At 67.4% G+C, this 25,388-nt stretch carries 18 protein-coding genes, 1 tRNA gene and 1 pseudogene; 6 read left to right on the top strand and 14 right to left on the bottom strand.

Annotation, left to right across the window (positions count from 1 at the left end):
* Positions 1-209 precede the first annotated feature (209 nt).
* Positions 210-1,541: an oxalate/formate MFS antiporter gene (oxlT, locus tag EYR15_RS00415; protein ID WP_131000927.1), complete on the top strand. Its 1,332-nt coding sequence runs from the start codon at positions 210-212 to the stop codon at positions 1,539-1,541.
* A 269-nt stretch (positions 1,542-1,810) separates the two neighbouring features.
* Positions 1,811-2,194, top strand: coding sequence for a nuclear transport factor 2 family protein (locus EYR15_RS00410; RefSeq protein ID WP_131000926.1), 384 nt, complete (start codon positions 1,811-1,813; stop codon positions 2,192-2,194).
* A gap of 208 nt (positions 2,195-2,402) precedes the next feature.
* Here the strand turns inward: EYR15_RS00410 and EYR15_RS00405 are convergent, their stop codons facing one another.
* The 3 genes from EYR15_RS00405 to EYR15_RS00395 all read right to left on the bottom strand — a co-directional run bounded on the left by EYR15_RS00405 (position 2,403) and on the right by EYR15_RS00395 (position 10,552).
* A complete protein-coding gene (locus tag EYR15_RS00405; RefSeq protein ID WP_165455379.1) occupies positions 2,403-9,389 on the bottom strand; it encodes an apolipoprotein A-IV repeat region-like domain-containing protein in 6,987 nt (2,328 codons plus the stop codon).
* A 341-nt stretch (positions 9,390-9,730) separates the two neighbouring features.
* Positions 9,731-10,051, bottom strand: coding sequence for a 2Fe-2S iron-sulfur cluster-binding protein (locus EYR15_RS00400; protein ID WP_131000924.1), 321 nt, complete (start codon positions 10,049-10,051; stop codon positions 9,731-9,733).
* 126 nt (positions 10,052-10,177) lie between these two features.
* Positions 10,178-10,552, bottom strand: coding sequence for an Hpt domain-containing protein (locus tag EYR15_RS00395; RefSeq protein WP_245498073.1), 375 nt, complete (start codon positions 10,550-10,552; stop codon positions 10,178-10,180).
* Between the two features lie 222 nt (positions 10,553-10,774).
* Between EYR15_RS00395 and EYR15_RS00390 the strand changes: the two genes are divergently transcribed.
* From EYR15_RS00390 to EYR15_RS00380, 3 genes are read left to right on the top strand one after another with little or no spacing between them, the layout of a single operon-like run.
* Positions 10,775-11,422 (top strand): SixA phosphatase family protein, encoded by a 648-nt coding sequence (locus tag EYR15_RS00390; protein ID WP_382237916.1) that lies wholly within the window; start codon positions 10,775-10,777, stop codon positions 11,420-11,422.
* Complete coding sequence (locus EYR15_RS00385; RefSeq protein WP_131000923.1) at positions 11,419-12,891, top strand: YcjX family GTP-binding protein; 1,473 nt, start codon at positions 11,419-11,421, stop codon at positions 12,889-12,891. Before EYR15_RS00390 ends, EYR15_RS00385 begins: the two co-directional genes overlap by 4 nt.
* The gene (locus EYR15_RS00380; RefSeq protein WP_131000922.1) at positions 12,888-13,922 is read left to right on the top strand and encodes a YcjF family protein; all 1,035 of its coding nucleotides are present in this window, start codon (positions 12,888-12,890) and stop codon (positions 13,920-13,922) included. The genes EYR15_RS00385 and EYR15_RS00380 overlap by 4 nt, the downstream gene beginning before the upstream one ends.
* A 172-nt stretch (positions 13,923-14,094) precedes the next feature.
* On the opposite strand, the gene aroC is transcribed toward EYR15_RS00380, so the two are convergent.
* Complete coding sequence (gene aroC, locus EYR15_RS00375) at positions 14,095-15,183, bottom strand: chorismate synthase (protein WP_131000921.1); 1,089 nt, start codon at positions 15,181-15,183, stop codon at positions 14,095-14,097.
* Positions 15,184-15,346: 163 nt separating this feature from the next.
* On the opposite strand from aroC, the gene EYR15_RS00370 reads away from it, so the two are divergent.
* Entirely contained in the window at positions 15,347-15,880 is a 534-nt protein-coding gene (locus EYR15_RS00370; protein ID WP_131000920.1) for a 3'-5' exonuclease, read from the top strand.
* A 39-nt stretch (positions 15,881-15,919) separates the two neighbouring features.
* On the opposite strand, the gene EYR15_RS00365 is transcribed toward EYR15_RS00370, so the two are convergent.
* From EYR15_RS00365 to edd, 10 genes and pseudogenes are all read right to left on the bottom strand, one after another.
* Positions 15,920-16,915, bottom strand: coding sequence for an alpha/beta hydrolase (locus EYR15_RS00365; protein ID WP_131000919.1), 996 nt, complete (start codon positions 16,913-16,915; stop codon positions 15,920-15,922).
* Between the two features lie 113 nt (positions 16,916-17,028).
* On the bottom strand, positions 17,029-17,517 hold the full coding sequence (locus EYR15_RS17240; protein WP_280986903.1) for an alpha/beta hydrolase: 489 nt from the start codon (positions 17,515-17,517) through the stop codon (positions 17,029-17,031).
* A 167-nt stretch (positions 17,518-17,684) separates the two neighbouring features.
* Positions 17,685-17,957: pseudogene (locus tag EYR15_RS17235) on the bottom strand (alpha/beta hydrolase); the annotation flags it as partial.
* A gap of 61 nt (positions 17,958-18,018) precedes the next feature.
* A tRNA-Leu gene (locus tag EYR15_RS00355) sits at positions 18,019-18,103 on the bottom strand.
* Between the two features lie 68 nt (positions 18,104-18,171).
* Positions 18,172-18,384 (bottom strand): hypothetical protein, encoded by a 213-nt coding sequence (locus tag EYR15_RS00350; RefSeq protein ID WP_131000918.1) that lies wholly within the window; start codon positions 18,382-18,384, stop codon positions 18,172-18,174.
* A gap of 147 nt (positions 18,385-18,531) precedes the next feature.
* Complete coding sequence (locus EYR15_RS00345; protein WP_131000917.1) at positions 18,532-19,272, bottom strand: competence/damage-inducible protein A; 741 nt, start codon at positions 19,270-19,272, stop codon at positions 18,532-18,534.
* Positions 19,273-19,368: 96 nt separating this feature from the next.
* Entirely contained in the window at positions 19,369-20,823 is a 1,455-nt protein-coding gene (locus EYR15_RS00340; protein WP_131000916.1) for a DEAD/DEAH box helicase, read from the bottom strand.
* A 249-nt stretch (positions 20,824-21,072) separates the two neighbouring features.
* A complete protein-coding gene (locus EYR15_RS00335; protein ID WP_131000915.1) occupies positions 21,073-21,738 on the bottom strand; it encodes a hypothetical protein in 666 nt (221 codons plus the stop codon).
* 51 nt (positions 21,739-21,789) lie between these two features.
* Positions 21,790-23,433, bottom strand: a complete 1,644-nt coding sequence (gene pgi, locus EYR15_RS00330; RefSeq protein ID WP_131000914.1) for a glucose-6-phosphate isomerase — start codon at positions 23,431-23,433, stop codon at positions 21,790-21,792.
* 141 nt (positions 23,434-23,574) lie between these two features.
* Positions 23,575-25,383, bottom strand: coding sequence for a phosphogluconate dehydratase (gene edd / locus EYR15_RS00325; protein WP_131000913.1), 1,809 nt, complete (start codon positions 25,381-25,383; stop codon positions 23,575-23,577).
* Between the last annotated feature and the right edge of the window lie 5 nt (positions 25,384-25,388).

The following is a 25,388-nucleotide window of genomic DNA, read 5'->3' as shown; positions in this document are numbered from 1 at the left end:
ATCGCGTTTAGCTCTTTGTCGGGCTTCCCCTGCGACATACTGGCATGCCACCTATTGCATACCAGCCATGCAAAAAAGCTGGCAATCGACCGACTGGGCATGCGCGGCGAAGCCGGCTGCGGTCGAAGAAAAAAGTTCTTGGGAAGAAACGCTCCAACGAGGCGCGGCGGTCCAAGGTCGTCAGCCAGAACAAGACGGGGAATGTGATAATGAGCGCACCATCGAATCCGGCGTTGCGGCCGGACGTAAAAGAATCAACGCGCTGGCTACAGATTGTGGTCGGCGTCATCTGCATGATTGCGACCGCGAACATCCAGTACGCCTGGACGTTGTTCGTGCCCGAGATCCAGAAGAGCTTTGGTTGGGATCGCGCGAGCATCCAGGTGGCGTTCACCATTTTTGTTCTGGTGCAGACGTGGCTGACGCCGATCGAAGGCTATTTCATCGACAAATACGGCCCCCGCGCGATGGTCGCCATCGGCGCGGTCTTCATGGGCTCGTCCTGGATCATCAACTCCCAGGCGACCTCGCTGATGGGCTTCTACGTGGGCGCGGCGATCGGCGGCGTCGGCGTCGGCTGCATCTACGCCACCTGCATCAACAACGCGCTGAAGTGGTTCCCAGATAAGCGCGGCCTTGCGGTCGGCCTCACCGCCGGCGGCTATGGCGCGGGCTCCGCGGCGACCATTCTTCCGATCGCGGCGATGATCGAGTCGAGCGGCTTCCAGCAGACCTTCCTGGTGTTCGGCATCATCCAGGGCCTGCTCGCCTTCACGGCGGCGTGGTTCCTGCGCGGTCCAAGCGCTTCCGAGGTCAAGGTCTCCGATAAGATCGTCCAGACCCGCAAGGACTACACGCTGAAGGAAGCGCTCAACACCAAGCTCTTCTGGCTGATGTTCCTGATGTTCATCTGCGTCGTGACCGGCGGCATGATGGCTGTCGCCCAGCTTGGCGTCATCGCGCAGGATCTCGGCGTTAAGAACTTCCAGGTGAACCTTGGCTTCGCGGTCATGGCCGCCCTGCCGCTCGCCTTGATGCTCGACCGCATCATGAACGGCATCTCGCGTCCGCTGTTCGGCTGGATCTCGGACAATATCGGCCGCGAAAAGACGATGCTGATCGCCTTCACGCTGGAGGGCCTCGGCATCGTGGCCCTCGGCTATTTCGGCTCGAACCCTTACGCCTTCCTGATCCTCTCAGGCGTGGTGTTCCTGGCCTGGGGCGAGGTCTACTCGCTGTTCTCCGCGCTCGCCGGCGACGCCTTCGGCACCAAGCACATCGGCAAGATCTACGGCGTGCTTTACTGCGCCAAGGGCATCGGCGCGCTGTTCGTGCCGGTCGGCAACCTGCTGATGGAGGCGACCGGCACGTGGTCGACCGTACTCTATACGGTCGCCGCCATGGACCTGTTCGCAGCCTTCCTGGCGATCACGCTCCTGCGCCCGGTGCTGGCCGCCCATGTGAAGCGCTCCGGCGTGGCGAACCCTGCGACCCTCGACGGCCCAGCCTCGCCTACGCAGCCGACGCTGGCGCGCGCCTGACGAGACAGGCGGGACCGGAGGCCTCCTCCGGTCCCGCCTCCAGATCACGCGGGCGCCGCGAACCGAATACCCCAGTCTCGGAACCTGTCGGGGACGAGGCCAACTCGCGGGCTTCCATAGGGAGCCCGCGTTTTTCGTTCTGGCGGGCGGGCGGACTAGGCTGGCAGGACGACCGAAACGTCGCTGCGAAATGCCCGGCGAGCGACGCTGCTGGCCCCGATCTCGCTCCTCCGTTTATCCTGGCCGCCATAGCCGCTTAGGGCGCTGACATGACCGACACCGCGCAGAACAAGGCGAACGTGATCGCCTTCTATGAGCTGATGTTCAACGACTGCCGGCCGCGCGAGGCGATCGAGCTTTATGCCGGCGACGAGTACATCCAGCACAATCCGCATGTCGCGAGCGGCAAGGACGGCTTCATCGGGTATTTCGAGCGCATGGCGCGCGAATGGCCTGGCAAGCGGGTCGAGGTGAAGCGGGCGATCGCCGAAGGCGATCTGGTGACCCTCCATTGCCTCCAGCATTGGCCGGGCGACCAGGACTATGCGGCCATCGACATCTTCCGATTGGATGGCGCGGGCAAGATCGTCGAGCACTGGGACGTGCTTCAGGCGCTACCCGAGGCCTCGGCCAATCCGAACGGCATGTTCTGACGCGGGCGGCGCTTTCCGAGGCCCCCAACGGCTCGATCTGGTCGACGGCGCACTAGCCGGTCACTCACCGCGACGCGCGCTCTGAGCCACGGCAGCCTTTCCCACGCGCTGTCGCCAAGCCTAGAGGCGCGTCCGAGCCGCATAACAAAAGCGGCGGGCTCAGGACTGTCCCGAACCCGCCGCCTGCAGTGTTGCTCAGGTCGAACGCTCAGACCTTGCCGAACTTACCCGAGGCGTGCGCCAGCATGGTGTAGACCTTGCCGGTGTCCGAGGTCAGGTAGGTTTGCGTCATCGCCTCGTTCGGATCGTCGCCCGCGACCTCCTCAATGAGCTTCTCGAACTCGTCGACATAGCGGTCGACGGTGGTCCGGAAGTCCGGATCGGCTGCGTATTTACGTCGGATGTCCTCGAAGGTCTGCTGGCCCTGCAGCGTGTAGAGCCGGCGCGTGAAGACGTCGCGCTCGCCGCGGCGGTAGCGGTCCCAAAGCTCGGCGACGGCCTTGTCGTCGATCATCCGCGTGATGTCGATCGACAGCGTGTCGAGCGTCTCCAGCGACTGCGACGCGGCGTTGGCGTCGCTGCGGGGCTCCTCGTCGCGTGAGGCGCGGGCGAGCAGGCCCGAGATCCAGCTGCCGCCTTCGTCGTCGCCGAGCGAAGCGGGAGCGGAAGCCGAGGGCAGGGCCGCGGCGGGCGCCGGCGCGGGCCGGGCTGGAGCCGGACGCGGAGCGGGCGGGGTCTGCGTCCGCACGGGCTCGCTAACCGTCGCCGTGCGCGGAGCGGCGAGCGCCTGGGCGCGGACGGCGCGCTGGCCGGCCTCCGCCACGTCGAGGCCTGCGCCGTGGCGCGCTGCGATCTCGCCCAGCGCCGTCAGCGCCTTGATCTGGTCGGCGACCACGCGGCGCAGCTCGCCCGCGCTGTGCTCGGCTTCCTTCGGCATTTCGAGTACGCCCCGACGCAGCTGCTCGCGCGTCTGGTCGAGCTCGCTCTGGATCGATGCCGTCATCGTCCGCATCTCGCGGGCGACCTCATTGAAGCGCGAGCTCGCGTCGGTGAGCATGCGGCCGATCTCGCGGGACGCCTCCTCATTGACCGCCTTCAGGGCGCTCGAGGTGCGCTGGCGCTCGGCCTCGCTGGTGTGGCGGACCTTCTCGAACTCCGACGCGATCGACTGGGTGGTCGCGCCGACCTGGGCGGCAAGGCCTTCGGCGACGCGGCTTGCCCGCTGCTCGGACTTCGAAAGCGAAGCGTCGATCGAGGCCGAGAAGCTCTCGAGCGACGATGTCAGCTCGCGCGCCTTCTGGCCAAGATTGACGCCCAGCGCGTCGAGCGCGGTGCGGCGCTCTTCGAGTGCGCCTGCAAGACGCCCCTGTGTATTGTCGAGATGCTCCGCAACGCGGGCGAGGGCGTGCTGCTGTCCTTCGAGCTGACGGGAGACTTCGCCGACCCGGTCGAGCACGCCGGCCGAGATGTCGCGCAGCGACGCCACCTGGCCGCCGACACGCTCGCCGGTCCTCGTAGTGGTCTCGGCGATGTCGGCCATGATCTCCTCGAACGCGTTGACGCGTCCGCTGAGGTCGGTTTCGACCGCGCCGAGCTTGCGCGTCGCGCTGTCCAGCAAGCCCTGCAGCGCGCCGTTGGCGTCCGAGAGACGCGAGAGGGCGTCCAGAAGCTCGGCCGTGAGCGCGCTCTGCGTTTCCGTGAGCTCGGCGACGGCGCGCTTGCTCTCCCGGGAGATGGTGCGGGCGAGCGACGAGGTCGCCTCGGTGACGGCCTCCTGCAGCTTGCCGCTCGACTCGTCGAGCTGCTCGATCGCCTTGGTGGTCTCCGCGCCCATCGTCTCGCCGAGCCGCTGGGCCGTCAGGCGCAGGCGGTCGGAGACCTGGTTGAGGTTCGCCACGGCGGAAGCGCCGCGCGTCTCGAAGGTCGCGACAAGGTCGCCGTTCAGCGCGTCGATGGTCTCGCGCAGCGTCTCGCCGCGTGCCCCGATGAGTTCGACAAGCGCGGAGGCGCGTTCGTCGAACTTGGCGGCCACGTCCTCGCCGACATTCGCGAGCTCGCGTGTGACCTCGCCGCCCTGGCGGCCGAGCCGCTCGAGCAGGCCGGCGCCGTTGCGGTCGATCGTATGGGCGAGTTCGCCGATCTGGGCGTTGAGCGCTTCCGCGGTGTCGCTCGCAAGCCTGGCGAGCTCCGCCTCGACGCGGGACGAAGCGTCGCCCATCGCCTGCGCCACGCCTTCGACGCGGCCGGCGATGCGATCAGCGACATTCTCGCCGCGCTCGTCGAGCGAGGCGGAGACCGAGTCGAGGCGACCGAGCACGGTCATCTCGAAGCGGGCGATGCGGGTGTCGAGCGTGTCCGCCACCTCGATCGCCTTGGAGCCAAGAGCGCGGTTCACCGCCTCGGCCTTGCCGTCGAAGGACGCGACCAACTCGTCGGTTCGGGCCGACAGCGTAGCGGCGAACTCCGCCGCGCGCTGGGCGAGGGCGGATGCGACGCCGGTGGAGCCTTCGCCGAGCGTGCGGGCGAGCTCCAGCGTGCGCTGGGCCAGCGTCTCGTTCAGCGTGCGGGTGCGCGAGCTCAGGCCGTCGTCGATCCGCGTGATGCGGCTCTCGAGCGAGAGCGCGAGATCGCCCATCCGGGTCGACATCTGGTCGTCGAACGAAGCGAAGCGGCTCGCGAGCAGCGCGTCGAGATCGCCCGCGCGGGACGTGAACGTGTCGGCGCGGGACGCGATGCCGCGCTCGAGGTCGGCCGCTTTGGCGTCGAACTGCGCGAGATGCGCGGCGACGGCGGCGGTGAGCCGGTCCGCGCTGTCGTCGAAGCCGGCGAAGCTCTCCGCCACCGCCGAGCCGACGGCGCCCGCGCGATCGGCGAGAGCCGCGATCCGCTCGTCGAGCGCGCCGTCCAGCGCGCCGATGCGCGAAGAGAAGGTGTCGAAGCGCGCGCCGAGTGCGCTGTCGAGCGCCGAGACGCGGTTGTCGAAGGCGCCGAGCCGCTCGCCGATGATGCGGTCGAGCGTCGAGATCTTGATGTCGATCTTGCCGATATGAGCGCCGACCGTCTCGTCGATGTCGCCGACCTTGGTGTCGAGCGATGCGACGCGCTGGGCAAACGCTCCGTCGAGGCGGATGATCTGGTCGTCGATGGTCGCGACCCTGTCCTCGAAGGAGCCCATCCGAGCCACGATCGTCTCGCCGACCCGCTCGACCCGATCGTCGAGCGTCGCGGCGTGCGAACGCGCAGCGGCGTCGAAGGTCGCGATCTTGTTGGCGATCTCGTGAACCACGCGGTCCGCGCCGCTGTCGATCGCGCCGACATGGGCGTAGGCGGCTTCCTCAAAGGCGCCGATCCGCGCCGTGATGGTCTCGCCGACACGCTCGATGCGCTCGTCGAAGCCTTCCGCCTGCTGACGGGCGACTTCGTCGAACGAGTCGATCTTGGCTGCGAGCTCGGCGCCGACACGGCCGGCGCGCTGGTCGAGAGAGTCCGCATGCTCGCGGGCCACGCGATCGAACTCGGCGACCTTCGCTGCGATCTCCGATGCGACGCGCTCGGCGCCGCGATCGAGCGATTCGACGTGAGCCTGCGACGTTTCCTCGAAACCGGCGAGCCGGGCCGCAACGTCCGCAGAAAGACGTTCCGCGCTCGACGCGATCGCGCCGACATGATCGCGGGCCGAGGCGTCGAGCGCGCTGATGCGATCGGCGACCTCGCGGTCGAGGCGGGAGATTCGCTCGTCGAGGGCTTCCGCCTGGCTGCGGGTGACCTCGTCGATGGCGCCGAGGCGCTGGCCGATCTCGTCGGCCACCTGCGCCACGCGGTCGTCGAGCTTTTCGACATGCCCGCTGGCCGCTTGGTCGAAGTGGGCGAGCGTGTCGGCGACCGCTTCGATGCGCTGGTCGAGGGACACGGCGACCTTGTCGGTCTCCGTGGCGAGGCGGCGTTCGACCTGGGCGACGCGCTCGGCGAGCACGTCCGCGAAGCGGCTGCTCTCGGTCGAAAGGCGCTCGACGAGCGCCGGGCCGTTGGTGGAGAGCGTCTCGTCGAAGCCCGCAAGCTGCATGGAGAGCTGGTCGCTGAGCGCGCCGCCGCGCGCGGCGATGGCGTCGCTGAAGGCGCTCGCCGCGTTCGTCAGCGCCTCGCCGACCCGTTCGCCGCGCTGCGCGACCGAATCCTCGATCTCGCCGACGATCCGATCGAGCTGCTCGCGAATGGCGTCGACGCGGTTGTTCATCAGGCCGCCGAAGATGACGACCGATTCCTCGAGCGTTCCGCGGGCGCCGGCCGCGCCCTCCTCAAGACGGATCGCGACATGATTCGCGGCTTCATTGAGCATGCGCTCGGCAAGGACGATTTCGCCGGTGAGGCGGTCCCCGAGCGACGTGCCGGCGGCGTCGAAGCGCGCCTCAAAGGTCTTGATGCGCTCCTCGAGCGCAGCGGCGGTCCGCTCGTCGGCTTCGGCGAAAGCGAGTTCGGCCGCCTGCGAACGCTCCGCGACCGCGGCCACGATGCGGTCTTCGACCGACGCGAGGCGCTCCTGGAGGTCGCCGCCGCGGACCACGATCGTGTCGTGGATCCGCTCGGCGGTATCCGCCAGCGTCATGGTGAGCTGGCCGCCGCGGTCGGAGATCAGCTCCGACACGGTGTCGCTGGTGGAGGCCAGACGTCCCTCGAACTCCCGGAGCTTCTCGACCATACCCTCGTCGAGGCGGCGGGTCGCGGCTTCAAGCGCCGCCTGCGCCCCGGCGGCGCGCTCGTCGATCGTCACGCCGATGCGGTCGCCGCTCGCCTTCAGGCGATCCTCGAGGTCGCCGCCGCGGACCACGACGACGTCATGGATACGCTCGGCGGCGTCGCCCAGCGTGTTGATGAAGATGGCGCTACGCTCGGCCAGCACGTCGGCGATGGTGACGCCGGCGGTCTCGATCTGCTCGCGCGCCTCGCCGGCGCGGCCGTCGATGGTCGCGGCGATGCGGCGGCCGGCTTCGTCGAGCGTCTGCTCGGCCACTTCGCTGCGCACCACGATCGCGTCGTGCACCCGGTCGGCCGCGCTGCTGATCCGGCCGGCGACGTCGTCGCCGCGCGCCTCGAGCAGGCCGGCGATACGCTCGCCGTCCTCGCGGAACTGCTGCGCGAGATCGCCGCCCTTGGAGACGATGGCCTCGTGAATACGGGCGCTCGCCTCGACGATGCGCTCCGACAGGTCCTCGCTCCGCGCGGAAACCTCGTCGACCAGCGTCCGGGCGTTGGCGTCGAGACGATCCGAAATTGCGGCGCCATGGGAGCCGAACAGCTCCGCGGCGCGCTCGCCCGCGTCGCGCAGCGTCGCGCCGATTTCCTCAGCGCGCTCCGAAATCGTGGTCTCGACGCTGCCGCCGACGTCGCGGAGCGAGAGAGCGGCGGCCTCGGCCCGCGCGGAGATGGCGGCGACGATGCCTTCGGCGTGATCGCCGAAGCCTTCGGTGAGCACCAGGCCTGCGCGCTCGAGGCTGTCCGTAAACAGGGCTCCGCGGGCGGCGAACTCGCCCGACAGACGCGAAGCGTTCGCAGAGAAGCGTTCGATAACATCATCGCCGCGGGCGGCGAAGGCCTCGGTCACGTCGGCCACGCTCTCGCTGAGCCGGCTCGGCAGCTCCACACTGCGCGCATCGAGCGCGTCGATGATCTCGCGGCTGCGGGACTCGATCACACCGTCGAACCGCGCGCCGGCCTCGCCAAGCGCTTCGGTCACCTCGTGCGAACGGCGCCCGATCGTCTCGAGAATCTCGCCCGAGCGGACGTCGAGGACGCGGTGGAAATCGCTACGCGTCGCGGCGAGCGAGTCCGTCACGGCGCCTGCGCGCGCGGAGAAGGATTCGGTCAGATCCGAGCCGGTGCGATGAAGCGCCGCCACGATCTCGTCGGACTTGCGAGCGAGCCGCTCGGTAATGTCCGAACCGAGGCGGTCGAGGCTTCCGACGACGTCGTCGCCGCGCGAGCTCAGCGTCAGCGTCGCCTCAGTCGCGGTGGCGGAAAGGCGCTGCTCGAATTCCGTGCTCGCCGCAGCAAGCCTTTCGGTCAGCAGGTTGGTGCGCTCCTCGAGCGCGTCGACGATGTAGCCGCCGGAGCTCTCGAGCGCCCGGCGGGAGGCTTCCGAACGCTCGACGAGCAGGTCGGCGAGCTTGCGGCCGGTTTCATCGATGTCGCGCGCGACGTCGCCGCCGCTGGTCGCGAGGCGCTCGATCATCTCGGCGCCGCGGCCGCCGATCGCGGCCAGCATGTTCTCGCCGGCGCGCTGGATGGCCTGTGCGATCTCGTTGCTCTTCTCGTTCAGGTCGGAGGCCGCGCGCTCGCCGGATTCGGTGACGTTCGAGGCGAGAAGCACGGCGGCCGCGTTGAGGTCACGCGCCAGAAGGTCGTGGGCGCCAGCGATGGTGTCGCGAAGCTGCTGCGCGTTGCCGTCGATGCCGTCGCGCTGCGCCTGGATCTCGGCGATCAGCTTGCCGACGCGGACCTCGTTCTCATGGAACGAGCGTTCGAGCGCGGAAACCTCGCCGCGCACCATGGATTCCAGATCGCTCGCGCGGGCGACCGCGCGCTCGACGCCATCGCCCATCGCAGCAACTTCGCGGCGAACCGCCTGACCGAGCGACGACACCGCATCAGCGGAGGAAGCGTCTGGCTCCGCGAGGCGCAGCGCGACCTCGGTCATGGAGCGGGCGACGAGCCGCATCTCCTGCGCGCGCCACGACATCATGGCCAGCACGAAGAAGAACACGACGGGCGCAATCATGCCGCCGACGACGGCCGCGAGCTGAGCTTGCGAAGCCGGCTCGGCGAGGTCGAGCCCGCCGCGGCCAAAGCCGAGCACGCCGAACAGATAGACCGCCCCGAGGACGAGCCAGGCGACCGAGGCGATGGCCGCGAGGATGAACGGGGTTTTGGAGGGCTTGCGCTGGAGGGCGTAGACGATGTGGGCGAAGGAGCGGGCGTCGTCGTTCGCCGGAGCGCGGCGGTTGCGATCGAGCGAAGGGGCGGGGCGTTCTGCGGGCGGGGTAAGAGGCGGCTCGGGACGCGCCGCGGGATTCTGCGGGATCGGAACCGGCTTCGCCTGCTCGACCGTGGCGTCCGCCCCCGGCGCCATGAGGCTCAGAGCCTCTTCGATCGCGGAAAGGGCGGCCTCGGCCGGATCCTTCGCCTTGTTGACGTTCGCCATTTCACCGCCTCGCCCGTACGCTTTACCCATCGGTCGCACAGAGCGAGCCCGAAGGTCTTGCGTCAGATCTTGGAATACGCACCAAGCGCCTGACAGACCTACGAATTCGCCCAGCGATCGCACCGTCATCCCGTTGGCGCCGCGTCGCCTTCGGGATGCCTTATCACGCGATGCGATGCTAGCGACGATCCTGCCGCTAGAGAACCGTGGAATCACTTGATTAGCAAACGTCGTTAACGCCTTGTTCACCATCTTCTCAAAGAGCGCGCCCAAGCCATGATCGTCTAGGGCCGGCGGACATGCGAGGAGAAGCAGTGAGGTTGGGGAGAAGGCCCCAATCCTTAACCCTGGCGTTCGGGAGTCTGGACGACGAGCCCGTCGAGTTCGGGCCGAATGGCGATCTGGCAGGATAGCCGGCTGTTCGGGCGGACGTCGTAGGCGAAGTCCAGCATGTCCTCCTCCATCGGCTCCGGTCCGCCAACGGCTTCGACCCAGGCTTCGTCGACATAGACGTGGCAGGTCGCGCACGAGCAGGCGCCGCCGCAATCGGCGTCGATGCCGGGGACGTCGTTGCGTACGGCGGCTTCCATTACGGACGATCCGTCAGGAGCCTCAACCGTGCGCTTCTCGCCGGACTGATTGATGAAGGTGATCTTCGCCATGAGCCGCTCGCCGGATGTGAGGCGCGCGGGCAAACGCGCGCCGCCTCGGGCGGGCTCTTTAGAGCGTTTTTGAAGAACGCGCCAGTTGGCGGCGCGTCCGCGTCAGTCGCGAATTGTGTCGATCGATCAGTGGTCGAGGCCGAACCGCAGCTCGATCGCCGAGGTCACCTCGGCCACCGCTTCCGCGAGCTCCGCAAGCGCCCGACCGGTCGGCTCGCCAGACTTGGCGGAGCGCTCCAGTTCGTCGGCGGCGAAGGCGACGCGATTGGCGCCGACGCCGCGGGCCGAGCCCTTCAGCGTGTGGGCCACGTCCGCGCGTTCGGAGGGGCTGGTCAGCGCCTCGAACCGGAAAAGGAGGACGCGCGCCTGACGGCGAAACAGCTCCAGCACCTCGTGCTCGAGGTTGCGGTCGCCCATCGTCTGGCGGTTGAGGTGCACGACATCGATCGCCGAAGCGAAGGCGCTGCTCGCACGTTGTTCGTATTGTTCCATGATGCTCATTGTGACTTCACGCTCCGATCCCGCTTTAGAGTCACGCTGCGGGACGACTCCTCGTGTTTAGCTCGACCGTCATGTCGAGATTGCGGCGTCAATGGTTCAACATTCGCTACGGTCTTTTTCTTTCGGTGCGCCGTGGCCAATTCGCAACGCCTTCCAGATTGCGCCCAGTTGTTTGAACCCTTGAGCAACTGACCGTTCATCAGCCGTTCACTGCGCTGCACAATGACGGTCGCCCCGCAAGGGTTAGCGGGCGGTGAAGAAACATGGTTGAGAAGCAAGGATTCGCTCACCATCTCCAGCGTCGCGCAGCGGCCGCTCGCGCGACCGTCTTGCGGGAGTCCCATGCGCCGACTGATCCTGTTCCGCCACGCGAAATCCGATTGGCCGGAGGGCGACGTCGACGACCATGACCGGGCGCTCGCGACGCGCGGCCGCCGGGCTGCGCCCCCCATGGGCGCGTGGCTCGCCGGGCGCGGCTTCCGCCCGGACCTGACGCTCTGCTCGACCGCCCAGCGGACGCGCGAGACTTGGGCGCTCGCCGCCAAAGCGTTTTCGCCATCGCCGCCTGAGCGGTTCGAAGCGGACATCTACGAATCGTCCCCCAAAACACTCCTCACGCTGGTGAAGAGCGTGGACAGATCTGTCCAGACACTGATGATCGTGGGCCACAATCCCGGTTTGGAACAGTTGGCAAAAGTACTTGCGACGAAAGGCGATCCGGAGGCGCGGCGTTTACTTTCGGAGAAGTTTCCGACCGCGGCCATCGCCGTTTTCGACTTCCCCATCGACGACTGGTCCGCCCTCAAGCCCGGCGGGGGGAGGCTCGACCGGTTCGTCACGCCGCGTGGTCTCGGGATCGGGGCGCAATGAGCCTCGAAAGCTGGCTCGACGAAGCCCGGATCGTCGCGCGCAGCCTGGCGGACGCCGCGGCCGGCGCGCTCGATCCTACTATCCGTCTGGGCGTGACAGGTCTCTCTCGCGCCGGGAAGACGGTATTTCTGACCGCGCTCGTCCAGGCGCTGACAAGCGGCGGACGGCTGCCGGCGTTCCGCGCCTATGCGCAGGGCAGGGTGGCGGGCGCCAGGCTCGCGCCGCAGCCGGACGACGCGGTGCCGCGCTTCGAGGTCGAACGCCATCTCGGCGCGCTGCTCGCTTCCGATCGCGCTTGGCCCGAATCCACCAACCGCATCTCCGAGCTCCGCGTTGTCGTGGACTTCGAAAGCCGCGGCTTCTTCTCCAGCTCGCGGCCCGGCCGCAAGCTGACCCTCGACATCGTCGACTATCCCGGCGAATGGCTGCTCGATCTCGCGCTGCTCAGCCAGGATTTCCGCACCTGGTCGCGCCGCACGGTCGAGACCTCCAACGGGACGACGCGAGCGCCGATCGCCGAGCCCTGGCGAGCCCATCTCGCGACGGTGGACCCGCTCGCGAAGGAGAACGAAAGCGTCGCGCGTGAAGCGGCAGCCCGCTTCACCGCCTATCTCCGCGCCGGCCGCGCCGACCGCGTCGCGCTCTCGACGCTGCCGCCGGGGCGCTTCCTGATGCCGGGCGATATGGAGGGTAGTCCCGCGCTGACCTTCGCCCCGCTCGCGCTGCCGGCGGAGGGCGACGCGCCGTCGGGCTCGATCTGGGCGATGATGGAGCGGCGCTACGAGGCCTATCGCAGCCATATCGTGAAGCCGTTCTTCCGCGACCACTTCTCGAGGCTCGATCGCCAGGTCGTCCTGGTGGACGCGCTCGCGGCGCTGAACGCCGGACCGGAGGCGGTGGCCGATCTCGAGACTGCGCTCTCCGACGTGCTGCAGGCGTTTCGTCACGGCCAGAACTCATGGCTGTCGAGCCTGTTCCGGCCGCGCGTCGACCGGCTGCTGTTCGCCGCCACCAAGGCCGATCACCTTCATCACACCAGCCATGACCGGCTGGAAGCAATTCTGCGGCGTCTGGTCGGGCGCGCGATCGAACGCGCGGAGTTCGGCGGCGCGACCGTCGATGTCGTCGCGCTCGCCGCGGTGCGCGCGACCCGCGAGGCGACGGTCCGGCAGGGCAGGGACGAACTTCCGGTCATCGTCGGCGTGCCCGAGGTGGGCGAAGGCTCCGGAGGGCAGCATTTCGATGGCGAGGAGGAGATCGCGGTGTTCCCCGGCGACCTGCCGACCGATCCCGAAGTCGCGCTTCGAAGCGGCGGCTATCGCGGGCGCACCGTGAGCGAGGCCGACGGCGACATCCGCTTCGTGAAGTTCCGCCCGCCAAAGATCGTCGCCGCGGGCGGTCCGGCGCAACTGCCCCATATCCGGCTGGACCGCACGCTGGAATTCCTGATCGGAGACGCGCTGGCGTGAATGAACAGACGCAAAGCCCACGCCGGCCTGCGGCCTTCCGGCTGAACGATCCCGCGGTCACGCTCGCTCGTCCCGACGAGGCGACCTCGACCGTCCGGGGCGGCGTCGTGCTGACGGCTGATCCGGACCCGTTCGAAGCCGAGCCCGCGGCCATTCCCGTCAAGCCGCGCCGGAAGAAACTGACTCTAGGCGGCCTGTTCTGGGGCGCGCTCGGCGCGCTCGGCTCCATGGCCGTCGGCCTCTGGGCGACGCGGGTGGTGGAGGATCTGTTCGCCCGCTCCGACTGGCTCGGCTGGATCGCGCTCGGCCTCGCCGCGCTTGCGGGCTTGGCGGCGCTTGCGATCGTGATGCGCGAAGCGCTTGCCTTGATGCGGCTCGGCAAGATCGAGGATCTCCGCGCTTCGGTGGAAGAGACCCACAAGACCGACGACGCCAAGGCGGCGCGCAAGGTCACGAGCGAGGTCGTGACGCTCTACGCCACGCGGCCCGAAACCGCTCGGGCGCGCGCGGCCATCGCCTCCAACGACGACGAGATCGTCGATGGGTCGGACCGGCTTCGGATCGTGGAGCGTGAGCTGATGGAGCCACTCGACCGCGAAGCGACGCGGGCGATCGCCGCCGCCTCGAAGCGGGTATCGGTGGTCACCGCCGTTTCGCCGCGGGCGCTGGTCGATCTTGCGGTGGTGCTGATCGAATCGATGCGGCTGATCCGCCGCATCGGCATGATCTATGGCGGCCGGCCGGGCACGCTCGGCTTCCTCAAGCTCGCCAAGCATGTTGGCGCGCATCTCGCGGTCACCGGCGGCATGGGCGTCGGCGACGGTTTGCTCGAGCAGGCGCTCGGCCACGGCCTCGCAGCGAAGATCTCGGCGCGCCTCGGGGAGGGGGTGCTCAACGGAATCCTGACCGCCCGAGTCGGCCTCGCCGCCATCGCGGTCTGTCGGCCGATGCCCTTCGTCGAGCGGCGTCCGCCCTCGGTCCGTGAGGTGGCGGGAAACCTCTTCGATAGGACTTCGGCGAAGCCCGAATAAAAAACCGCCGACGCGGGACTGCATGCCGCGCCGGCGGGGTCATCAGTTGATCGACGCCCTGGCAAGATGCCCTGACGTTCTGAGGGTGGATACGGGCCAGAACACGTCCTGGATTGCAAGCCCAAAAATTGGCGCAAGTCCTTGTGGGGTAGTGAAATCCGGCGATCGAGGATCAGCCGCCGTTCTGTCCGCGGTTGCGGAGCGTCTGGTCGGCGAGCACGATCGCCATCATCGCCTCGCCGACAGGCACGGCGCGGATGCCGACGCAGGGATCATGGCGGCCCTTTGTCGAGACATCGACCTCTTCACCGGCCTCGTTCAGCGACTGCTTCGGCGTCAGGATCGAGGACGTCGGTTTGACCGCAAAGCGCGCCACGATCGGCTGCCCGGTGGCGATGCCGCCCAGCACGCCGCCCGCGTTGTTCGACAGGAAGATCGGCTCGCCATCGGGCCCCACCCGCATCTCGTCGGCGTTCTGCTCGCCGGTCAGCCGCGACGCCGCCATGCCTGCGCCGATCTCCACGCCCTTCACCGCATTGATGCTCATGAGCGCGCTGGCGAGCTCGGCATCCAGCTTGCCGTAAATCGGCGCGCCGAGACCGGGCGGCACGCCCTCGGCTACGACCTCAATGGTCGCGCCGACCGAGGAGCCGGATTTCCGGAGACCGTCGAGATAGCCTTCCATCTCCTTGGCCGCGACAGGATCCGGGCAGAAGAAGGGGTTGCGGTCGACTTCCTCCCAATCCCAGCGGGCGCGATCGATCTCGATCTCGCCCATCGCGACAAGCGCCGCGCTGATCTCGACGCCGGGGATCACGAGGGATGCGATGGCGCCCGCCGCGACCCGGCTCGCGGTCTCCCGCGCCGAGGAGCGCCCGCCGCCGCGATGGTCCCGCACGCCGTATTTTGCGATGTAGGTGAAGTCGGCGTGGCCCGGTCGGAAGCTCCGGGCGATGTTGGAATAATCCTTCGATCGCTGGTCGACGTTGCGGATCATGAGCGCGATCGGCGTGCCGGTCGTGGTCAGCGTCCCGTCTTCGGCCTCGATCACGCCGGACAGGATCTCGACCTCGTCGGGCTCGCGGCGTTGCGTCGTGAAGCGGGACTGACCCGGCCGACGGCGGTCGAGCGCGGCCTGCACATCCTCGCGCCGAAAGGAGAGGCGCGGCGGACAGCCGTCGACCACCGCGCCGATGGCGGGTCCGTGGCTCTCGCCGAATGTGGTGACCCGGAAAAGGTGGCCGAACGTGTTGTGGGACATAAGCGCGAGGCTATGCCACGGCTGAAGGCTCCCGAAAAGCGGCGCTGTCCACCGAAACTTCGGCGCAGGCCTGGGGTTCTCCTAAGGAGAGTTGCGGCGAGCGGCGAACTTCGCGCTAAGCTTCGCGAGCGTTTCCGCCGATTCCCCCGGACTCCACATATCCATGTCGACGCCCCTCGAAAGCATCGCCGCCGGCGAGACGCCCTACGTCTTCTTCGATCTGGAAACCACCGGGCTGACGCCGAAGCGCGACCGGATCATCGAGATCGCTGCGCTGCGCTTTGATAGAAACACGGGCGAGCTCGAAACTTTCCAGACGCTCGTGAAGCCTGACCGAGCCATCCCGGCCTTCGTGCGCGCCATGACGGGCCTCGACGACGCAGCGTTCGCGGAGGCCCCCGACGCCCGCGAGGCGCTCGACGCCTTCTTCGCCTTCGTCGGGGACGATCCTCTGGTCGCCTACAATATCGGCTTCGACCACGCCTTCCTTGTCGCCGAAGCCGAGCGGGAGGGACTGACGGCTCCGCCGACGACGGTGTGCGCCATGCGCTTCGCGCAGTCGCGGATCAGAGACGTGCCGAACCACCGGCTGGAGACGGTCGCTAAGGCCCTCGACTGTCCGCGTCCGCGCGCCCGCAGGGCGATGGAGGATTGCCTGACCGGCCTCACAGTGTTCGAGAAGACGCTGGAGCTCTGAGGGCGTCCGGGGGCCGAAGCGCAGCAGCCCGCCAGCCCTTCAGTGCGTCTCGACCTTCGTCGTCGACTCTCCGCTGTCCGCCTGCTTCTGGGGCGCCGCCGCGACGCGGTCGACGGGCTCTCCGCCACAGGTCGTGTCAAGCCGGGGCCCGAGCCAGGCGAGCGCTGGACCGAGCTCCCGCCGCCAAAGCGCCCATTCGTGCCGGCCGTCGACGATCCTGAGCGTGCTGTCCACGTGTCGCCGGAGCAGAGCGAGGTGCAACTCGGTCGTGCCCTGGATGATGCCGCCGAGGTCGTTGTCGCCGGCGTTCAGGTACACGGCTGGCTTCGGCGTCTCGCCAAGACCGAGCGTCGATACGCGCGGGAACAGATTCCAGGCGTTGAACCGGCCGACCTTGAAGGGCGCGCCGAACGCGCCGTCGTAGAAATTCTTCGCGCGCTTCAGCCGGTTGGTCATCTCGGGTCTGATCGGCTGGATGATGCTGCCGGACAGGCTGATCGCTGAACCGAATTCGCGCGGGTGGTCGAACGCGTAAAGCAGAGCGCCATAGCCCCCCATCGACAGCCCCGCGACCGCGCGTCCGGAGCGGCAGGCTGCGGTCGGAAGGCTCGAGTCGACCGCATCGACGAGGTCGCGCGTGATGGCCGTCGCCATCATGCCTTCGCCGCCGGGATCGGGATTGTTCACGTACCAACTGTTGCCGGCCAGCGGCATAACGACGACGGTCGGCGGAATCCTCTTCGCGGCGATCGCGCGATCCATCGTCTTGGCCAGGTCTCCGGCATCCAGCCAGTCAGCTTCGCCCGGTCCGCCGCCGTGTAGCAGATAGAGCACCGGCCAGCGCTGACCGGGAGGAGGCGCCTCGGCGGGCTTGTAGAGGCTGTAGCGGATCGACTTACCGAGCGCCGCGCTCGGGGCCTTGAGGCCGCGCGTCACGATGCTGCTGGTATGCGGCTGGGGCGCGGCTGCGAGCGGATAGACCGCCGCCACGAGGCAGGCGGTTGAGGCTGCGACCAAGGCGCGGACTGACCACATGGCGAGCGCTCGCGAAGTGCCGGGAGCGGCTGACCCGGCGGCGCGTGCCGTCACCAGGGAGCCTGTCACAAAACATTAACGCCGCATTGCAGCGAACGTCACGTGCGAAAACGTCACGGCGCCTGCCGCGGTCGCTCGAAGTTAGGACTTGGATGCGTCTCAACGATGTTCTCGCTGCAGGTCGGATCGAGCCTAGGCCCAAGCCAGCGCAGCGCATCCAGGAGGTTCGCACGCCATGTCGGCCAGTCGTGGCCGCCGGGTCCAACCCGAAAGGTGCTGTCTATGCCCAAGCGCAGAAGGTCGATGTGGAAGCGCGTCGTCGTCTGAAGCAGGCCGCCGCGGTCACGGTCGCCGACTGCGAGGAAGATGTCCGGCTTCGGCCCTCTTCGCAGGGCCGGAAGGCGTTCAAACAGCGTCCACTGGTTGAAGCGCTCACGCGATAGCGGCCTGCCGAAAGCCCCGTCGTAAAAAGCGTTCGCTCGTTTGAGCCGTCCCGGATCGTTCGTCGGGATCCGCGGCGCGATCGCGCCGGAGAAGCTGGCGGCGGCGACGAATTCGTCTGCGCGGTCGATCGCGAACAACAGCGCGCCGTAGCCCCCCATGGAGAGCCCTGCGACAGCGCGGCCGGAGCGGCACGCTGCAGTCGGATAACGAGGTCGCGAATCAGCGCCGTGCGCACCATCCCGGCGCCCCCCGGATCGGGGTTGTCGACGTACCAGCTGTAGGGCGACTGCGGCATCACGACGAGCGTTGGCGGGATCGCGCCCTCGTCGACCGCCTGATCGACGATCTCGTTGACCGCCCCAAGATCGAGGAGCCCGCTGTCGCCGGGACGTCCCTCAAGGAGATAGAGAACCGGCCAGCGCTCCGCCCCCCGCGGGTCGTCCCCGGGCCGGTAGACGTTAAACGTAACGGGGCCCTGCAACGCGTCGCTGTAGGCGGTCTGGTTACGCTCTACAGTTCCAAAGCCCTGGGCTGCGGCAGGCGGGGCCACGGCAAGGGCGGAGGCGCAGAGCGCGCAGCGGATAAGGCGGGCGACCATCGATGGCGGGACATAGCGCCAGACGGCGATGCGCCACCGGGTTTAAAGCTTTCGTGAATGCTGGTGCGGACGGCGGGACTCGAACCCGCACGCCTTGCGGCGCAAGATTTTAAGTCTCGTGCGTCTACCGGTTTCGCCACGTCCGCCCGTGGCGCGATATCGCACGAAAACGGCGCGCCGCGAAAGCGACGCGCTTCGATCATTGCGGTTGCGCTCAGAGCCCGCGATAGCGGGTCAAAACTTCCGCGTGCTCGAGGCCGGCCTGCTCGAGGTCGAACTTCCGCGGGGCCGCATGCGCCCGAACCGCCGCGCCGACGCGCCCTGCGGCTGCGATGCTCTGCACGAGGTCGATCGCGCGACGAAGCGTCTCCGGCATGCGCAGAACGGGCATCTGACGGCCCGTCGCCAGATAGATGTTGCGGGCCATGGCATTCTCCTTGAGCTCTGACGCGCTTCTGCGTCTAAGCCAAAAGTATAATCTCCTGCTTGGGGCGCAATGCGGGAGCTTGCGCACGAGCTATGCGAAAATGCTCGCACTTGGGTGCCGCGGGCGACACGTTTCGTTAAAGTTGTTCTATTTCCTCAGCGCTGAGAGCATGGCTTTGACAGCTCTTGCGGCTGCAGCCAAGGCTTCGCCATCGCGCGAGCGCAGGACGAGATTGGTGTTGAAGCCGGTCTCGTCGACATAGGGGTAGCTGCCGATCGCAACGCCGGGATGCGCCCTCTGGACCGCGGCTAGCGGCATCGCGATGTCGCCCTCCTTGGCGTCCGCGCGGATGGTGGCGCTCTCGATGACCACACCGGTCTTGAGGGTCGGGCCGACCACGTCGAGCATCGCCTGCATGATCGAGGGCACGCCGGCCATCACCATGACGTTGCCCAGGATGAAGCCCGGCGCCTTGGAGATGCGGTTCGCGATGAGCTCCGCGCCGAAGGGAATGCGCGCCATCCGCAGGCGGCCCTCGTTCAGGTCAGCCGGATCGGTGAAGCGCTCGCGCAGCATGGCGACGGCGCGTGGGTCGTGGTCGATGCCAACCCCGAAGGCCATCGCGATCGCGTCGGCTGTGATGTCGTCATGGGTCGGGCCGATGCCTCCGGTCGTGAAGACGTACGTGTAGCGAGCCCGCAGCGCGTTCACGGCTTCGACGATCGAGGCCTCGTCGTCGGAGACGACGCGGATCTCCTTGAGGTCGATCCCAAGGCCGGTGAGATAAGTCGCGATATGGCCGCTGTTGGTGTCGCGCGTGCGGCCCGACAGCACCTCATCGCCGATGACGAGGATTGCGGCGGTGACTGGTTCGAATGGTTCGGTCATCGGAGGCTCTTCGGCGGCGTTGAACCCTAGTCCGTGGCGCGCGCAAACGAAAAGGGGCGGCCGAAGCCGCCCCTTGAGCTATCGATCCGAATGGGATCAGCCGCGGTCGTTGGCGCGGCGATCGCCGCCCTGCGGACGGCCGTCGCGGCGCGGAGCGCGGGGCTTGTTGGCCTGCATGAACGGCATGCCGCCCATCTCGCCATTGCCGCCGCCGCCCTGACGCGGCCGACCCTGGCCTTCGCCATGGGCGCGGCGCTGCTCGCCATTGCCGTTGGATCCGCCCCCGCCGTTCTGGCGATGGCCACGGCCCTGCTGGGGCCGGCCGCCGTCGCGACGCGGCTGCTGGCCTTGCGGCCTGCCGCCGCCGCGGTTCTGGTTCTTCTGCGAAGCCGCGCCGTCGCCTTCCGGTTCCAGCTTGCCTTCAGCCGAGCGCCGGTCGGTCGACGGGATCGACTGCTTGATGAGCCGCTCGATGTCGCGGAGATACATCCGCTCGTCGTTCGCGACCAGCGTGACAGCAAGGCCCGCCGCGCCGGCGCGGGCCGTGCGGCCGATGCGGTGGACGTAGGATTCCGGCACGTTCGGCACGTCGTGGTTGACGACGTGGCTGACGCCGTCGACGTCGATGCCGCGGGCCGCGATGTCGGTCGCGACCAGGATCTTGATGTGGCCGGTGCGGAAGGCGCCAAGCGCGCGTTCGCGCTGCGCCTGGCTCTTATTGCCGTGGATCGCGGCGGCCTCGATCTTCGCTTCGCTCAGCTGACGGACGACCTTGTCGGCGCCGTGCTTGGTGCGGGTGAAGACCAGCGCGCGGCTGACGCCGGGGGCGCCGAGGATCTCCGTGAGCACGGCGCGCTTGCCGCCCTGCTCGACGAAGATGACGCTCTGCTCGACGCGGTCGGCGGTCTTCGCGACCGGCGTTACGGCGACCGTCGCGGGCTCGGTCAGCATGCCGTCGGCCAGGTCCTTGATCGCCTTCGGCATGGTCGCCGAGAAGAACAGGGTCTGGCGGCGCGACGGCAGCATCGGCACGACACGACGGATGGCGTGGATGAAGCCGAGGTCGAGCATTTGGTCGGCCTCGTCGAGCACGAAATGCTCGACCTGGTCGAGCCGCAGCATCTTGCCGTCGACATGATCGAGCAGGCGGCCCGGCGTCGCGACGAGGATGTCGACGCCGTTGGCGAGCTTGCGGACCTGCGGGCCGGCGGCCACGCCGCCGAACACGACGGCGACCGAGAGCTTCAGGTTCTTGGCATAGGACTGGAAGCTCTCCGCGATCTGGCTTGCGAGCTCACGGGTCGGCGAGAGCACGAGCACGCGGCAGCCGCGGCGCGGCGCCATGCGGGGCTGGGTGATGAGCTGCTGGATGATCGGCAGCGCAAAGGCGGCCGTCTTGCCGGTGCCCGTCTGGGCGATGCCCATGAGGTCGCGGCCGGCGAGCACGATCGGGATCGCCTGCGCTTGGATCGGGGTCGGAGTCTCGTAGCCATCGGCCGCGAGCGCCTTGAGAATGGGCTCGGCGAGGCCGAGATCGGTGAACTTGGTCAAAGGTGTGGTTCTTTCGAATACAGCCGCACGTCCGCGCCAAGCCACTTCGGGCGCGCGGGTGCAACGAGGGTGCGTACTAGACGCGCCCCGCGTGATCTGGGCTGTCGATGAAGGTTCTTGGGCGTCCGGCAGGTCCGGCAAAGGCCGGCGTCACGCGGCTCAGACGCGGGTGGTCGCGGTTAGGCGATGTGAGACTATGTGCGCGTGCGATGCAAAAAAGTCAAGCCGAATCCGCCTCGTTCAAGGTTCTTACCTCATTATGGATTTCAGAACATTTGCATAGGCTCTGCCGAAAGATCCGAGCTCATTCAAAATCGGAAACAGATCAACCTGCTGTCCCGCAATAGCGATTATGAGCTTCCTCGAGCGAGTAGGGCCAAAATTACGTTCAATATCTCTCAATATGCTCTGCAGATGATCTGCTCTCTCACTGCGCTCTATGACGCCATCAAGAGCTTTTAATCGGAATTTGAGGTCATCATAGTCATTTAGTAAATTACTTAGTACCTCATCGCTTTGAACTTTGCGGTCAAGTTCGATAGCCGTATATCGCAACCTTTCTTCGATAAACGCCTTGAGGCTGGCTTGCCGCACGAGCAGCTCAATATCCGCTCGCTCCGCTGCCAAGCGATCAATTTCCTCACGTCCTGCAATAGCTTTTTTTTCATAATCTTTTACAGCTTGCGCGGTTTCTGCAAGATTCTTGAATAATTCGGCATCTATCTCTCTTACGTCAGTAGAAGATATTTTACTGGTGAAAAGAGCAACTAAGCCAATTACGGAGGCTGTGCTGCCAATAATGCCCGTTATGATGATGTAGGTGTTGGCGGGGAGGCTTCCTTGCCAAGCCGCGAATGCGCCAACTGCGAAAAGAATCACGCAGCCGGCGATCAGAATTTTTGCGACTATCCTCATCGGGATTGATAGCTCACCCAAACAGTAAACTGACCCGCGGGAAACAACCTACTAGTGTGCCCTGCGCAATTTTTCAATGTGGTGCACCAGACCTCTTGTCGAAGCGTCGAGGCCGGATGTGTCCTTTTCCCCCTTCACCACGGGGATCAGACGGTTCGCGAGCTCCTTGCCGAGCTCCACGCCCCACTGATCGAAGGAGTTGATCCCCCAGATCGCGCCCATCGTGAACACCCGGTGCTCGTAGAGTGCGATCAGGCGGCCGAGCGTCCGCGGGTCGAGCGTGCGATAGGCGATGGCGCAGGTCGGACGGTTCCCCGGGAAGGTCTTGTGCGGGGCAAGCGCTTTGGCTTGGCCCGCGTCCTTGCCGGCGTCGCGCAACTGCGCCTCGGCTTCTTCCGTTGTCCGGCCGCGCATAAACGCCTCGCCCTGAGCGAGCGCGTTGGCGAGCAGCATGGCGTGCTGGTCGGCGACCTGCTCGTGTGGGATCGCGGCCATCAGGATGTCGGCCGGCACGACGTTCGTGCCCTGATGCAGCAGCTGGTAGAAGGCGTGCTGGCCGTTGGTCCCGGGCTCGCCCCAGACGATCGGCCCGGTCTTGAGGTCGACCGTCGAGCCGTCCAGCGTCACGCTCTTGCCGTTCGATTCCATGTCGAGCTGCTGGAGATAGGCCGGGAAGCGCGCGAGGCGCTGGTCGTAGGGCAGCACGGCATGGGTGTCGTAGCCGCAGACATTGCGGTGCCAGACGCCGATGAGGCCCATCAGCGTCGGGATGTTCTCCTTCAGCGGCGCCGTGCGGAAATGCTCGTCGATCTCGCGGGCGCCGTCGAGAAAGGCTTGGAAGTTCTCGGCCCCGATCAGGATCGTAACCGACAGGCCGACGACGGACCAGAGCGAATACCGGCCGCCGACCCAGTCCCAGAAGCGGAACATGCGGCTCTCGTCCATGCCGAAGGCTTCGACCGCCTCCGCATTCGTGGAGATCGCCGCGAAATGCTTGCCGACCGCGTCTTCGCCGAGCGCGTCGACGAGCCAGCCGCGGGCGGCGTGGGCGTTCGCCATGGTCTCCATCGTCGTGAAGGTCTTGGAGGCGACGAGCACCAGCGTGCGCTTGGGATCCAACGGGCGCAGCACGTCGGTGATGTGGGCGCCGTCGACGTTCGAGACGAAATGGCCGGCCAGTCCCGCCTGTGTGTAAGGGCCGAGCGCGATCGCCGCCATCGCCGGGCCGAGGTCGGAGCCGCCGATGCCGATGTTCACGATATCGGTGAAGGTCTCGCCCGTAGCCCCCGTCAGCGCGCCGGAGCGAATGGCCTCGGCGAAGTCGAAGGCCTTGGTGCGCTCCGTCAGCACGTCGGGCATCACATCCGCGCCGTCGACCATGATGCGGGCGCCGGGACGCGCGCGAAGCGCGGTGTGAAGCACCGCGCGATTCTCGGTCGTGTTGATCTTCTCGCCCGAAAACATCCGGTCGCGTCGGCCTTCCACGTCGCAGGCGCGAGCGAGATCGACGAGAAGGTCGATCGTCTCCGCCGTCACGTGAGTCTTGGAATAGTCGAACAGAATGTCGTCGAACTGCGCGGAGAAGCGGGAGAAGCGCTCCGGGTCGGCCGCGAACAGGTCGCGCATGGACCGCCGCTCGGTCGCCTCGCGATGGGCGGCGAGCTTTTCGAGCAAAGCGTCGCGGGCGGCGTTCATGCGAATCTCCGAAAACCAGAAGACGTCATCCCGGCCGAAGCCCAGCGCAGAGCCGGGATCGTCATCAGGATCTGGCGCCGCTTCATGAAATACGATCCGGGATCGCCAGCTGCGCCGCCGTTTGGGATGACGTTCGGCCCGTCATATAGCGCTGGCGCCCTGTTCGGCGGAGCCCACCGAGGCGCGGAACGCCGCAAACAGGTTTCGGCCCATGCCGAACTGAGGCTCGGTGATCTTGGTCGCGGTCTCGCGCGCGGCGAAATCATCGGCGGTCGCAAGAATCTCCAGCGTGCCGCGCTCGGCGTCGACGCGGATCAGGTCGCCGTCGCGGATGCGAGCGATCGGTCCGCCGTCGGCGGCTTCCGGCGTGACGTGGATCGCCGCGGGCACCTTGCCCGACGCGCCCGACATCCGCCCGTCGGTCACCAGCGCGACGCGGTGCCCGCGCTTTTGAAGCACGGCGAGGGCGGGCGTCAGCCGGTGAAGCTCGGGCATGCCGTTCGCCTTCGGTCCCTGGAAGCGCACGACCGCCACCACGTCGCAATTGAGTTCGCCGGCGCGGAAGGCGGCCTCCAGTTCGTCCTGCTCGGAGAACACCCGCGCCGGCGCCTCGATCACCCATTTGTCGCGATCGACGGCCGACACCTTGATGACGGCGCGGCCCATATTGCCGTCAAGCAATTTTAGGCCGCCTTCGGGCTGGAACGGCGCCGCGACCGGGCGCAACACGCCCGCGTCGCCGCTGGGGCCGTCATTGCCGCGCCAGACGATCTCGTCGCCGACCAGCGTCGGCTCCTTCTCGTATTCCGCGAGGCCGGGGCCCATCACGGTGAGCACGTCGTCATGCACCATGCCCGCGCCGCGCAACTCCCGGATCAGGAACTGCATCCCGCCCGCCGCGTGGAAGTGGTTCACATCCGCCGAACCGTTCGGATAGATGCGGCAGAGCAGGGGGGTCGCGGCCGAGAGCCGGTCGAAGTCAGTCCAGGTCAGCGTAATGCCGGCGGCCTTCGCCATCGCGACCAGATGGATCGCGTGATTGGTCGAGCCGCCCGTCGCGTTCAGCCCGACGATGCCATTCACGAAGGCCTTCTCGTCCAGGATCTGCCCGATCGGGGCATAGCCGTTACCGGAGCGCGTGATCGCGAGCGCCTGCGTAACCGCAGCGGTCGTCAACGCGTCGCGCAACGGCGTGTTCGGCGGTACGAAGCTCGCGCCGGGCAGATGGAGGCCCATGATCTCCATCAGCATCTGGTTCGAATTGGCCGTGCCGTAGAAGGTGCAGGTGCCCGGCGAATGGTAGCTCGCCGACTCCGACTCCAGTAGTTCCTCGTGGCCGACCTTACCCTCGGCGTAGAGCCCGCGGACGCGCGCCTTCTCGTCATTCGAGATGCCGGTCGGCATCGGTCCTGCCGGCACGAACACCGCCGGCAGATGCCCGAACGACAAGGCCCCGATGACGAGGCCGGGCACGATCTTGTCGCAGATGCCGAGGTAGAGCGCGGCGTCGAACATGTCGTGGCTGAGCGCGACCGCGGTCGAGAGCGCGATGACGTCGCGCGAGAACAGCGAGAGCTCCATGCCGGCGCGGCCTTGCGTGACGCCGTCGCACATAGCGGGAACGCCGCCCGCGACCTGCGCCACGGCGCCGGCCTTGCGCGCCGCGGCGCGGAGCAGCTCAGGATAGCGCTCATAAGGCTGGTGGGCCGAGAGCATGTCGTTATAGGCGGTGACGATCCCGATGTTCGGAACGATCTGGGCCTTCAGCGCCGCCTTGTCGTCGTGACCGCAGCCGGCAAAGCCGTGGGCGAGGTTCCCGCAGGCGAGCGCCGCACGGTTCGGCCCCTCGGCGCCGGCCTTGGCGATGCCGTCGAGATAGCGAGCGCGGCTCTCGCGCGAGCGGGCGACGATGGCTTCGGTCACATCTGCGATGCGGGCGTCGAGGCTCATGCTCT

Origin of the sequence: Hansschlegelia quercus, from assembly GCF_004310425.1 — a bacterium.
Classification (GTDB): domain Bacteria; phylum Pseudomonadota; class Alphaproteobacteria; order Rhizobiales; family Methylopilaceae; genus Methylopila; species Methylopila quercus.
This window is presented reverse-complemented; position numbering and strand designations above follow the sequence as displayed.

Coding starts and splice junctions, on each gene's coding strand:
- EYR15_RS00370 (WP_131000920.1), top strand. CDS start 15,347: ATGTCGACGCCCCTCGAAAGCATCGCCGCCGGCGAGACGCCCTACGTC.
- EYR15_RS00390 (WP_382237916.1), top strand. CDS start 10,775: ATGACGGTCGCCCCGCAAGGGTTAGCGGGCGGTGAAGAAACATGGTTG.
- EYR15_RS00395 (WP_245498073.1), bottom strand. CDS start 10,552: ATGAGCATCATGGAACAATACGAACAACGTGCGAGCAGCGCCTTCGCT.
- EYR15_RS00350 (WP_131000918.1), bottom strand. CDS start 18,384: ATGGCCCGCAACATCTATCTGGCGACGGGCCGTCAGATGCCCGTTCTG.
- pgi (WP_131000914.1), bottom strand. CDS start 23,433: ATGAACGCCGCCCGCGACGCTTTGCTCGAAAAGCTCGCCGCCCATCGC.
- EYR15_RS17240 (WP_280986903.1), bottom strand. CDS start 17,517: ATGGGGGGCTACGGCGCGCTGTTGTTCGCGATCGACCGCGCAGACGAA.
- EYR15_RS00400 (WP_131000924.1), bottom strand. CDS start 10,051: ATGGCGAAGATCACCTTCATCAATCAGTCCGGCGAGAAGCGCACGGTT.
- EYR15_RS00335 (WP_131000915.1), bottom strand. CDS start 21,738: ATGAGGATAGTCGCAAAAATTCTGATCGCCGGCTGCGTGATTCTTTTC.
- aroC (WP_131000921.1), bottom strand. CDS start 15,183: ATGTCCCACAACACGTTCGGCCACCTTTTCCGGGTCACCACATTCGGC.
- EYR15_RS00365 (WP_131000919.1), bottom strand. CDS start 16,915: ATGTGGTCAGTCCGCGCCTTGGTCGCAGCCTCAACCGCCTGCCTCGTG.
- EYR15_RS00345 (WP_131000917.1), bottom strand. CDS start 19,272: ATGACCGAACCATTCGAACCAGTCACCGCCGCAATCCTCGTCATCGGC.
- edd (WP_131000913.1), bottom strand. CDS start 25,383: ATGAGCCTCGACGCCCGCATCGCAGATGTGACCGAAGCCATCGTCGCC.
- EYR15_RS00385 (WP_131000923.1), top strand. CDS start 11,419: ATGAGCCTCGAAAGCTGGCTCGACGAAGCCCGGATCGTCGCGCGCAGC.
- oxlT (WP_131000927.1), top strand. CDS start 210: ATGAGCGCACCATCGAATCCGGCGTTGCGGCCGGACGTAAAAGAATCA.
- EYR15_RS00410 (WP_131000926.1), top strand. CDS start 1,811: ATGACCGACACCGCGCAGAACAAGGCGAACGTGATCGCCTTCTATGAG.
- EYR15_RS00405 (WP_165455379.1), bottom strand. CDS start 9,389: ATGGCGAACGTCAACAAGGCGAAGGATCCGGCCGAGGCCGCCCTTTCC.